The sequence below is a fragment of the Chryseobacterium endalhagicum genome (assembly GCF_016745235.1).
GTDB classification, from domain to species: Bacteria; Bacteroidota; Bacteroidia; order Flavobacteriales; family Weeksellaceae; genus Chryseobacterium; species Chryseobacterium endalhagicum.
The window spans coordinates 1003255-1015487 of the sequence record NZ_JAELVM010000003.1 but is presented as its reverse complement, the minus strand read 5'-3'; the positions used below and the strand labels follow the sequence as shown (position 1 = coordinate 1015487).

At 38.6% G+C, this 12233-nt stretch carries 11 protein-coding genes; 3 read left to right on the top strand and 8 right to left on the bottom strand.

The features are described 5' to 3' along the window. Window positions 1-96: 96 nt before the first annotated feature. On the top strand, window positions 97-609 hold the full coding sequence (locus JET18_RS20135; RefSeq protein ID WP_202094180.1) for a hypothetical protein: 513 nt from the start codon (window positions 97-99) through the stop codon (window positions 607-609). A 530-nt stretch (window positions 610-1139) separates the two neighbouring features. Here the strand turns inward: JET18_RS20135 and JET18_RS20130 are convergent. From JET18_RS20130 to JET18_RS20095, 8 genes are all read right to left on the bottom strand, one after another. After that, window positions 1140-1961, bottom strand: a complete 822-nt coding sequence (locus tag JET18_RS20130) for a flavin reductase family protein (protein ID WP_202094178.1) — start codon at window positions 1959-1961, stop codon at window positions 1140-1142. 87 nt (window positions 1962-2048) lie between these two features. Then, window positions 2049-2462, bottom strand: coding sequence for a GxxExxY protein (locus JET18_RS20125; protein ID WP_202094176.1), 414 nt, complete (start codon window positions 2460-2462; stop codon window positions 2049-2051). Between the two features lie 102 nt (window positions 2463-2564). Beyond that, entirely contained in the window at window positions 2565-3812 is a 1248-nt protein-coding gene (fahA, locus tag JET18_RS20120) for a fumarylacetoacetase (protein ID WP_202094174.1), read from the bottom strand. Between the two features lie 84 nt (window positions 3813-3896). Continuing rightward, window positions 3897-4355 carry a hypothetical protein gene (locus JET18_RS20115; RefSeq protein ID WP_202094173.1) on the bottom strand — a complete coding sequence of 153 codons (459 nt, stop codon included), beginning with the start codon at window positions 4353-4355 and terminating at the stop codon, window positions 3897-3899. Window positions 4356-4425: 70 nt separating this feature from the next. Continuing rightward, window positions 4426-5556, bottom strand: a complete 1131-nt coding sequence (gene hppD / locus JET18_RS20110; protein ID WP_202094172.1) for a 4-hydroxyphenylpyruvate dioxygenase — start codon at window positions 5554-5556, stop codon at window positions 4426-4428. Window positions 5557-5790: 234 nt separating this feature from the next. Next, window positions 5791-6585, bottom strand: a complete 795-nt coding sequence (locus tag JET18_RS20105) for a hypothetical protein (RefSeq protein ID WP_202094171.1) — start codon at window positions 6583-6585, stop codon at window positions 5791-5793. A 139-nt stretch (window positions 6586-6724) separates the two neighbouring features. Next, window positions 6725-7996 carry an acetyl-CoA hydrolase/transferase family protein gene (locus JET18_RS20100; RefSeq protein WP_202094170.1) on the bottom strand — a complete coding sequence of 424 codons (1272 nt, stop codon included), beginning with the start codon at window positions 7994-7996 and terminating at the stop codon, window positions 6725-6727. 25 nt (window positions 7997-8021) lie between these two features. Then, on the bottom strand, window positions 8022-9209 hold the full coding sequence (locus tag JET18_RS20095; RefSeq protein WP_202094169.1) for a homogentisate 1,2-dioxygenase: 1188 nt from the start codon (window positions 9207-9209) through the stop codon (window positions 8022-8024). A 121-nt stretch (window positions 9210-9330) separates the two neighbouring features. Between JET18_RS20095 and JET18_RS20090 the strand changes: the two genes are divergently transcribed. Both JET18_RS20090 and JET18_RS20085 read left to right on the top strand, forming a co-directional pair. Next, complete coding sequence (locus JET18_RS20090; protein ID WP_202094168.1) at window positions 9331-11400, top strand: TonB-dependent receptor plug domain-containing protein; 2070 nt, start codon at window positions 9331-9333, stop codon at window positions 11398-11400. Further along, on the top strand, window positions 11397-11858 hold the full coding sequence (locus JET18_RS20085; RefSeq protein WP_202094167.1) for a thioredoxin family protein: 462 nt from the start codon (window positions 11397-11399) through the stop codon (window positions 11856-11858). The genes JET18_RS20090 and JET18_RS20085 overlap by 4 nt, the downstream gene beginning before the upstream one ends. Window positions 11859-12233 lie beyond the last annotated feature (375 nt).

Sequence of the window (12233 nt, the reverse complement as noted above, 5' to 3'; positions counted from 1 at the left end):
AGTAACTTCCATCACCCAGCTTCCATCTTCTGGCCTTTTAATCTTACCTTTTTATCCGGAACTCAGATTAATTATTAACCACCACATTAAATTATTATGAAAAAATTGATCGTAAGCGCATGCGCGTTTTCATTATTCGCAGTGACCTCATGTAAAAAAGAAGCAAAAGCTGATGTCCCTGCCACCGGCGACTCTTCAGCGACTACCATGCCGAAAGATTCTGTAACAACACCTAAAACAGACTCAGCAACTTCTACACCTGCTGTAACGGCTTCTGCGGATAATATTATCACTAAAAATACGGGTAAATATCCGCATGATATTAAGTTATTTGAAGATAAGAGTTTTGCAGACCGTGTTAAAAAACTTACCGGAGCGCAATATGATGAAATGCTTAAAAATTTCAACGTTGAATCTCCTATTGTTTCTGAAAACGGAATCTATAAAGTAACAGGCTGTAAGCAGCATGACTGCCCGGGATATTCAACATCGATCTTCTATGATTCCAAGGCTGATAACCTGAATGTGTCTATCGATAAAAACGGAAAAGTAACAGATTTTGCTGAGAAAGGGAAAATTACCGTTACAGATGCATTGAAGTCTAAATAAAATTTAATCATCTGTGTCATCAGCGCGATCTGTGGGCTATAAACCTTGCATTTGTTGGAATTCGCAAAAGCGCAAGGCTATACCTGAATTACGTTTTAAGACGCAAGAAAATCGAAGATTTTCAGCTATTCTTTATGTTCATGGGACTACAACAAGCTGTCATTGCGAACCTTCAGGTGAAGCAACCTCATGAGATTGAAACTGCAGATGAATTATTTTAAGAGATTGCTTCGTCACTTCGTTCCTCGCAATGACGGCGGGATTCAATTTTATCGGAGATAAAATCTTTGCGCCTTAAAGCATTCGGATTTGTTTATAAAATTGCGTCTTTGCGAATTCCAACATAAATAGAGTGAGCAGTTTTTTTTCACGCAAAGTTTTTAAATTAAACCTGTTTATTTTAGTAGAGCAAAGAGGAAATCAACAAGTTGATTTGACGAAGGAGTGTGAGAGCATTTAAATTTTACAGCTAAAAAAATAAATAAAAAACCAGCCTGATTGCAGGCTGGTTTTGTTTTTTGTGGAATTAATTATATTGTTAAAAGCGTCCAGGCTTCTTCAATTTTACTTTCCAGCAGTAGTTTCTGAACGTTGATATGAACATTCTCGTCCGCATGAAAATCTCCGGCAGGAAGTATTTCTACGTTGGCAAGCATTCCCAGATCATTTCCTGTAAATACCTTGCTGTACTTGATGGAGTCCGGCAGAAGATCAAACCCGATTCCTTTCGTTACCAAAGGTTTCGGAACTTCGAAAAGGCTGTTTTCATTGCTTCTGGAATACCAGTTGCTTCCCAGACGGGCTATCATATCGAGTTTTTGCTGATCTAAATTTCCTGCTTCATTCAGATATTCTTCCCTGATGTGAATCTTCTGAACCTCACAGATCACCAGATTTCCTGCGCCGCCCTGATCTCCGAGTGATTTCACTTCCAAAACTTTGCATTCAAAGTTCACGGGGCATTCATCAATCAGTTTAGGCTGAATAAGATCTGCATCTCTCATGGTGAGGCCGGATTTAATGAATTCATTGACTCCGGTTTCATATTCTGTAGACGCTAAAGAAATCTGCTGTACGATAGGAAAATTCACGGTTCCAATCACGACTTCCGGAACTTCCAGAACATTTTCCAGGGTATGTTTTGTGGTATTGTCGCGTACTCTCCTTGATGGTGAAAAAATCAATATCGGCGGAACGGTACTGAACATATTAAAAAAACTGAATGGTGATAAATTGATGGTTCCGTTTTTATCTACCGTTGACGCTAAAGCAATGGGACGTGGTGATACCGCGGTCTGCATAATGGTCTGAAGCTGTACGGGGGATAATTCGGAGGGGATAACTGTTTTCATTATTTTTTTATTTAACACTTAAGTTAATTTTAGTTTTTTTGCTTATGTTTTATAAGAGCACTTTAGCTTTTTGAAAATCGTAGATTTTCAAACTTTTGGCAGATCTCTAAAAGATTTAGCCGCAAAAAACTCACAACCTTCATGATAGAGGTTATTAACGTTAAAATTGACCAAGATTGAACGAGGTGCTTTTAGAAGATTCATATAGTTCATTGTTTGAGCCTTATGAAGAGGATGAATTTCAGAAATAGATTTTAATTCCAGGACAATTAAATCTTCAATGAAAAAATCACATTTCAACTTACAATCTATAAGCTTTCCTTTATAGATAAATGGAATTTCAAGTTCACTTTGGTATTTTAAACCTAACAGATGAAATTCTTTTTCTAAACATTGATGATATACTTCTTCATACAAACCAGGACCTGCCAATTTGTGGACCTCTATACAAGCTCCAACAATTTTATAAGAAAGCTCGTTGATTAATTTTTGTGTAATCATAAGCGTAGTAATATCAATGAAAATCGAAGATTTTCAAAAAACTAAAGTGAACTTAAATTTTCCATTATCATGTAACTTGATTAAACTAAAGTGTTTAAAAGATTAAACTGTCGGAATAATTTTACCGGAAACTTCACCGAAACCTACTCTCACACCATCTTTTTCAGCCCACGCTTTCATCGTAACCGTATCATTGTCTTCAATGAATTTTCTTTCCTGGCCGTTGCTTAGCTGTAAAGGATTTTGTCCTCTCCACGTCAGTTCCAGCATGGATCCGAAAGACTTTGGATCGCTTCCGGAAATGGTTCCGCTGGCGTACAGATCTCCAACTTCCACGTTACATCCGTTTACCGTATGGTGAGCTAATTGCTGCGTCATATTCCAGTACATGAATTTATAATTACTTTCTGAAATCAGGTTTTCTTCACCGTTTTCAGGTTGTAAATAGACTTCAAGATTGATATCGTAATTTTTATCGCCTTCAAACTTTAAATAATCTAAAACTTCAGGATCCTGCTTTGGAGAAGCTGTTCTGAATGGTTCAAGGGCTTCAAGGGTAACGACCCATGGAGAAATGGATGAACCGAAGTTTTTGGCAAGGAAAGGTCCCAGCGGAACATATTCCCAGGCCTGAATGTCTCTCGCAGACCAGTCGTTGAATACCACCATTCCGAAAATGGCATCTTCAGCATCTTTTGTGGAGATACTTTCGCCCATTTCTGTGTTTTTGTTCAGGATGAAAGCCATTTCCAGTTCAAAATCCAGCTGCTTGCTTGGTCCGAAAATCGGTTTTTCTACATCAGCAGGTTTTGTCTGGCCTTTCGGACGGTTGATTTCTGTTCCTGAAACAACAATTGAAGACGCTCTTCCATGATAGCCTACCGGAAGATGTTTCCAGTTGGGAAGCAATGCGTTTTCCGGATCGCGAAACATTTTTCCTACGTTGGTTGCATGTTCTATGCTGCTGTAAAAATCCGTATAATTCGGGATGTGTACAGGCATCATCATTTTTACTTTATCAAGATCATAGAATGCATCCTCGATGGTTTTTTCGTCTTTTGACAATATGGAACCTTCCTGAAGAAGCTCCTGAATTCTGGTACGTACCGCATTGGTCGCAGGTTTTCCCAGCTCAATAAATTCGTTGATGGTATAGGCTTCAAACACATTGTCGCCCAATCCTTCGATATTTTCAAAATAACCAAGGTCATACAGGGTAGCAAGATCAACTACCTGATCTCCGATCCTTGTACAGCATCCGATATATTCTTTGTTAAAAACTGCTACTCCGAAAGGAATATTATGTATAGAAAAGTCTGAATCCGAAGTATATTCTACAAATGATTTCATAATTTTTTTTGGAATTAAATTAAGGTGTAAGATAACCAATCTATAATGATCTGCTATCCCTTTTGTCTGTTGTCAGAGAGGAATTTATTTCTTTTTGGAATAAGAGGCTTCGTCTATCCATCTGGCTTTTGTATTGACATCTATCAGATACAGAATATTATCCTGCTTCGTCAGCAGCAAAGTTTTGGTTACAGGCATCGGAACTTTTTTATTTTCAAGCTTGTCTGCCCGCAGGGAAAGAATATTTTTTCTTCTGACAATATCGCCTGTAAAAACATTTGAACTGCTTTCTCCCGTTGCTTTGTCATCAAAAACTTCTACATAGGTAGCTTCGTTTCCTTTGATGATGATAAAATCTCTTTCTGTATGGTCTGCCTCATCTTTAATGTACACAAACTTCTTATTGTCGATATTTACACTTTCAAGATTCTGATTGATTCCTTTTCTTTCTTCCAGGCGGTTAAGAATCTCGTTGAGCGTACCATATTGAGCTTTAAGCCCTAATGTTCCGAAAAATAAGATCCCAATTAAAAATTTTCTCATAATATGTGTTTTATAAAAAAGTTTTGTCAAGACTGTTCATCCTGACAAAACTTATTATTTTATTGTAAAATTAAAGATTTCCTCTTCTCTCTTGCTCTCTTTCCAATGCTTCGAATAAAGCTTTGAAATTTCCGGCACCAAAACTCTGTGCACCGTGTCTTTCAATGATTTCGAAGAAAAGAGTAGGGCGGTCTTCTACAGGCTTTGTAAAGATCTGAAGTAAGTAGCCTTCCTCATCATGATCAATAAGGATGCCTAAGTCCTGTAATTTTTTAATATCTTCATCAATATGGCCAACTCTTTCCGGAACCATATCATAATAAGCCTCTGGTGGAGCGGAAAGGAACTCTACACCACGCTTCTTCAGTTCAGTTACCGTGTGGATGATATCCTTTGTAGCCACAGCAATGTGCTGTACTCCTTCTCCTTCGTAGAAATCAAGATATTCTTCTACCTGAGATTTCTTTTTACCTTCTGCAGGCTCATTGATCGGGAATTTAGCAAATCCGTTTCCGTTGGACATTACTTTGGACATCAATGCAGAATATTCCGTGTTGATCTGCTTATCGTCAAAAGAAAGGATGTTCACAAATCCCATTACTTTTTCATACCATTCTACGGTAGGGATCATTCTGTTCCAGTCTACGTTTCCTACACAGTGGTCTACGTATAATAAACCTGCGTCTTCAGGATTGTAAGCACTTTCCCATTTTTCATAACCAGGCATGAACGCTCCTTTATAGTTTTTTCTTTCGATAAACATGTGGATCGTTTCTCCGTAGGTATAAATTCCGGACATTCTTACTTCACCGTTATCATCCGTTAAAGTAACAGGCTCCAGATAAGGTTTTCCGCCTCTTTTCGTAGTTTCTTCGAAAGCCTGGTAAGCGTCATCTACCCAAAGTGCCAAAATTTTCACTCCATCACCGTGTTTTTTTACGTGTTCGCTGATTGGTGAATCGGATTTAAGCCCGGTTGTTAATACCAATCTTATTTTCCCTTGTTGAAGAACATAAGAAGCACGGTCTCTTACTCCTGTTTCAGGACCCGCATATGCAACAGACTGAAAACCGAAAGCGGTTTTGTAATAATGGGCAGCCTGTTTAGCATTTCCTACATAAAACTCAATGTAATCTGTACCGTTGATCGGTAAAAAATTCTCAGCTTGAGCAATTTTTTCGGCAAATGTAAGTGTTGACATAGTTCTATTTTTACTTTTATTTTAATGTATGCAAATTACGAAAATCTTATAAATGGCGAAAACATTGAAGAGGTTTCCTTGAATATACTTAACATAAAGTTAAAGAAGTGTTCATTTAAGTATATTTAAGTTTCTTTATAATAAAAAGGGATGTCTACATTTGTTATCACAAAGAACAAGTGAAAAAAAGAATATTTTCGAAACAGGAAAGCCGTAGAATTTCTACGGCTTTCTTTATTTTTCTATTTCAAATTTCCTGTTCAGTCTTCCGGCATCAGGGTTATAATTATCCCAGATCTTCCAGATGTTGTCTATTTTCCGGATAAAATAGATTTGCGTATTCAGTTGATTGACAAAGTGTTCCTCACCGGTTTCACCTACTTTAAACAGAAGATTCCAGAATTCCTGGGTTTCCAGGATTTTCTTATCCGGCTCATCCGTAACAAGATGGATATCAAAAACTTCGTAATTTGAACGGTTGTTTTTGGTGACCAGCTGAAAATCTCTTTCACATAATTCTTTGCTGAACTGTGAAGTTCTTTCTAAAAACGGAGACCCGTCAAAAACCAGTTCTTTAAAAATTTCAGGTTGATGACTGGGAAAATTCTTATAAAATTCGAAAGTGGTAGCACAATAATCATACACCATTTTTGTAAGAAATTCCAGACTTCCTGACGGTTCCTGTACATGGTTGTTTAATTTTAACGACTGTATATAATCATTTAAGTCTTTGTAACCGAGGAAAATACAGATCTTATCCAGTGTTTTCAGGAACCTGAGATCATTATGGGTCTTGTCCTGATAGTCATTTTCAAAAAAACGCTGTAAAGTAACGTGTGATATCGTATTTCCTATTTCAAATTTTTTTCCGCCTTTTAGTTCTTCGGCTTCAGATAATTCATCTTTTATAATTTCGGAAAGAATAATATAATGGCTTCTCTTCCATTCACTCACATTCCCCAAAACAGAATTCCTTACCTTGGAATGTTTTTCAACTTCTTCCCGTATCGAATTATATATCGTTTTCAATTTCCTTGGTTTTGAATGGTTTTATCAAAAACACTGCCAAAATGTTAAAGTTTTATTAAGTTTCATTTTGTTTTTGATTCATATAAATATAGCTCACTTTAAGCAGATATTGTATATAAACTGTAAAACATTTTTTTTATTATTTAAACCGTTCATAAGCAGCTCTTTCCAGCATCTCTCTGTCATCAGGATGTGCGATGCTGATCAGTTCCTGTGCTCTTTGGCGGAGATTCTTGCCGTAAAGATAAGCTGTGCCATATTCTGTCACTACATAATGGATATGTCCTCTTGTTGTCACAACTCCGGCACCCTGTTTAAGAAAAGGAACAATCCTTGAGATTCCTTTTTTGGTTCTTGAGGTAATGGCAATGATCGGTTTTCCGTCTTCACTTAAAGCGGCTCCTCTCATAAAGTCCATCTGGCCGCCGATTCCGCTGTACTGAAGCGTTCCGATGGAATCTGCACAAACCTGTCCCGTAAGGTCAATTTCAATGGCAGAATTAATGGCTACCATCTTTTTGTTTCTCATGATATTGATCGGGAAATTCACGTCGCTTACATCTTTGAAGGCAAAAACAGTATTGTCGTCCACATAGTCGTAGAGCTTTCTCGTTCCGAAACAGAAGCTTGTAATGGTCTTATTGTCATTATAACCTTTATATTTATTATTGATGACATCATTCTGGATCAGGTCTATAACACCATCGCTCAACATTTCTGTATGAACACCGAGGTCTTTATGGTTGTTCAGACATTTCAGGACGGCATCAGGAATTGTTCCGATACCCATCTGCAGGGTGGATTTATCTTCAATAAGTTCTGCTACATTTTTTCCGACAAGCATTTCCTCAGGGCCTACTTTCGAACCGTAATCTACTGTCGGAAGTTCTTCTTCATGCCATACCAGCTTGTGGATTCTGCTGATGTGAATCATCCCGTCTCCGTGGGTTCTCGGCATTAAGGGATTCACGATGGCAACAATGATTTTAGCCGTATCAACAGCTGCTCTGGCCACATCTACGGAAGTTCCCAAAGTACAGAAGCCATGTCTGTCCGGTGGAGAAACCGTTACTAAAGCTACATCCAAAGGCAGGATGTTTTTTCTGAATAAAATTGGAATTTCACTCAGGAAAACAGGAACAAAATCTCCGCGGTCAGAATTCACCGCATCCCGCACCGGAGTGGATACGAACAGTGAATTAACAAAGAAACTGTCCTTATATTCCGGTTTTGCAATTTCTACGTTTCCCTGCTGCGTAATGGAAACCATTTCCACATTTTCCAGGCGGTGAGACTGTCTTGCCAGCTCGTCTATTAAATAATTCGGGGTACACGCACTTCCGTGGAAAAATACGCGGTTTCCGCTTTTTATGGTATATATCGCTTCTTCTGCACTAATATAATTGTACATAATGAAATTTTTTATGAATGATTTTTTATTCTTGAGAACGGTCTTCCATGGTTTTGTCTGATTCTTCCAGCCATGAAGTTTTGTAAGAAGGATCTTCTACTTTTAAAGCCTCCTCCGTAATTTTCAAAGGACGGAAAGGATCTACCATCACCGCATATTCTTCAGTGAATTTCTTACCGATACTTCTTTCCATAGCGCCAGGGTGAGGTCCGTGTACGATTCCTCCCGGATGCAGGGTAAAGTCCATTAAATCGATGTGGTTACGGCTCATAAAGTCGCCTTCCGTGTAGAACAGAACCTCATCAGAATCGATGTTGGAGTGGTTGTAAGGAGCCGGAATCGCCATTGGGTGGTAGTCATACATTCTGGCGCAGAATGAGCAGACTACGAAATTATGGCCTTCAAAATTCTGGTGTACCGGAGGCGGTTGGTGAATTCTTCCTGTAATAGGTTCAAAGTTCTTGATATTGAATTTATATGGATAAAAATATCCATCCCAGCCCACAACATCAAACGGATGGGTGGCGTAGATGAAATCTGTGATCTGGTTTTCTTTTTTTACTTTAATTAAGAATTCTCCTTTTTCATCTTTCGGCTCTTTAAAAACCGGAGCAATCATGTCTCTTTCGCAGAACGGAGAATGTTCCAGAAGCTGCCCGAATTCATTTCTGTAACGCTTCGGCGTGTAAATAGGAGAGTGGCTTTCAAGCACAAAAAATACGGTGTCCTCTGATTTCAGCTCCACCTGATAAATAGTTCCTCTCGGAATAATAAGATAGTCACCCGTTACAAATTCCAGGTCGCCTACAAAAGTTTTCAGAATTCCTGTTCCGTTGTGAACGTATAAAAGTTCATCACATTCAGCATTTTTGTAGAAATAATCCATCGACTTTCTTGGTTTTGCCAGTCCCATTTTCAGGTCGTTGTTCATCAGAAGGATCTTTCTGCTGTCCATGAAATCGTCTTCAGGCGTTACATTCATACCTTTAAACATTCTTGGAGCCACATTTTTCTCCACAGCAATTTTGGGCGTTACATCTTTTGCCGGACCGATGGATTTGATCTGGGTTGGGCGGTGTGTATGATAGAGCAGTGAGGAAATTCCGTGAAAGCCTTCCGTTCCGAAAAGCTGTTCATAGTAAAATTTATCTTCCGGTGACTTGAAAATCGTATGTCTTTTTGGTGGGATATTTCCCGCTTGATGATATCTCATTTTACTTTTATATGTAGTTTCTCAAATTTAATCATTTTTCGCGAATTGATTTCAACAACATTTATCATGATGTTTTGTAATTCAAAAATAATTGTTAGATTTGTCTAACAATTATGATTTCATGAAGCGAATACTATTTTCTATTATTTTTTTATCTTCCTACTGCTTTTCCCAGGAAACGGACAGCCTGGGTTTACAGCCAGTCATAAAGGGAGATTCTACGTTAATTCCGAAGGCGAAAATTAAAACAAGTAATATTGATGATGTGGTTCTTACCGGAACCATAAAGCCTTTCAGCAGATCAAAAAGTCCGGTGGCCGTAGAGGTATACAGCCAGAAGTTTTTTCAGAAAAATCCCACTCCGAGTATTTTTGAAGCCATTGCGATGGTGAACGGGGTAAAACCTCAGCTTAACTGTTCCGTATGCAACACCGGAGACATCCATATCAACGGGCTGGAAGGACCTTATACGATGATCCTGATCGATGGGATGCCTATTGTAAGCTCCCTGTCTACCGTCTATGGTTTAAGCGGAATTCCAAACAGCCTTGTTGACAGAATTGAAGTGGTAAAAGGCCCGGCCTCTTCCATCTACGGCTCCGAAGCAATGGGTGGTGTGATCAATATTATTACCAAAAATGCCCTGACAGCTCCAAAATTGAGCGTAGACGTGATGACCAGCACTTGGAGTGAAAATAATGTTGATCTTTCCACGAAATTTAAGGTCGGAAAGAATGCAGCAGCATTATTAAGCTTAAATTATTTCAGTTTTAAAGAAAAAATAGATCAGAATAAAGACAATTTTACAGATTCAGCGTTGCAGAGCAGGGTTTCCGTTTTCAATAAATGGAATTTTCAACGGAAAGAAAACCGCCAGGCAAGTTTTGCCTTGAGATATTTGTATGAAGACCGTTTCGGCGGCGAAATGCAGTGGGACAAATCTCACCGTGGAAGCAGCGACGTATATGGTGAAAGCATTTATACCAACAGGGCAGAGGTTTTCGGACTGTATCAGTGGCCCTTAAAAGAATATATCGTTACCCAGTTTTCCTATAATTACCATGACCAGGATTCTTTTTACGGCAGCAATCCTTATGATGCATTGCAGAAAGTGGCTTTTGCCCAAACATATTGGAGTAAAAAACTGGGACAGCATGATCTGACGGGAGGAATTACGTTCAAAAGAACATTCTATGATGACAACACACCCGGAACGATGTCTTCAGACGGAATCACCAACGCACCAATGAAATCTCCGATCTGGGGAGCTTTTGTTCAGGATCAGTGGGAAATTAACGAAAAAAATACACTATTGTTAGGATATAGGTTTGATTATGATAAGATTCATCACGAAGTTCATTCCCCACGATTCGCCTGGAAATTTTCCCCGAATCCTTACCATACTTTGAGGTTCAATTTCGGAACAGGTTTCAGAGTGGTGAATCTGTTTACGGAAGATCATGCGGCACTGACCGGTTCACGTGAAGTTTTAATTAAATCTGATTTGAAACCTGAAAAATCCATCAACGGAAATTTAAATTACATCTGGAAAATTCCGGTGGGAACCCGTATGCTGCAATTGGATGCTTCAGCCTTTTACACTTATTTCAGCAATAAAATCGTAGGGGATTTTGATACCGACCCGGATAAAATTATTTATGACAACCTCCATGGATACGGAATTTCAAGAGGTGCTTCCCTGAATGTAGATTATAATTTCAGTTTTCCTCTGAGTATCAATCTGGGCGTGACTTATCTGGACGTATACCAGAAATTTGATGGTGAGACCGAAAAATCACAGCAGCTGCATGCCCCGAAGTGGAGTGGAACCTACAATCTTTCGTATAAATTCCCAAGTAATCTGACCATAGATTTTACAGGACAGTTCTACGGACCAATGAGACTTCCTGTACTTCCGAATGACTACCGCCCTGAGTATTCACCATTTTATTCTCTGGCTAATATTCAGGTTTCAAAAAGTTTCAAATCCGGTTTTGAGGTGTATTGTGGAATTAAAAACCTCTTCAATTTTACACCAAAAGATCCTTTAATGAGACCGTTTGATCCGTTTGATAAATATGCGGACGACCCGATCAATAACCCGAACCATTATACTTTTGATACCGCTTATGGCTATGCGCCAATGCAGAAGATCAGAGGTTTTCTGGGGGTAAAATATACTTTGAAATGAAAACTTTTATTTTATTTTTAATGTTAGTGCCCTGTTTTTATCTGTCTCAGATGAAGACAGGCACTTTTTCCGATCTTGAAACTTCAATGAAGAAAGATCCGAAACCTGTTATCATCCATATGTACACGGACTGGTGCTCAGTTTGTAAAATGGAGAAATATACTTTGAATAAAGACAAAGAAGCGATTGATCTGATCAATGAGCATTTTTATATGGTCAATTTTGAAGCGGAGAAGACGAAGGAAAAGATAAAATTTCAGGGAAGGGAATTCGGATATCTGCCGAATGGAAATTCCGGGATTCATGAACTGGCTCTGGCTTTGTCAAAAAATAAAGATCAGCCTGTTTATCCTTTGTGGATCGTTCTGGATAAGGATCAGAAGCTGGTGTATTATCATGAAGGGATGATGAAACCTGAAATCATGAAGCAGAAACTTCTGGAAATTTCTGCTTTGTAGTTTTTTGTTGGCGAATGTAAGGACGAAATATTTTTACACCGTCATTGCGAGGAGCAAAGCGACGAAGCAATCTCAGAAGTCTGTTGGTCAACGCAAGGACGCAAGATTTTTTTCCAATTCGGATGCTTTAAGGCGCAAGGATTTTATCGGAGATAAAATTGAATACTGCTGGCAGTGCGAGGAAAGTGACAAAGTAATCTCAGAAGTCTGTTGGTCAACGCAAGGACGCAAGATTTTTTCCAATTCGGATGCTTTAAGGCGCAAGGATTTTATCAGAGATAAAATTGAATACCGCTGTCATTGCGAGGAGCAAAGCGACGACGCAATCTAAAAAAATGATTCTTTTTGCTAAATAAATTTGAGATTGCTTCACCT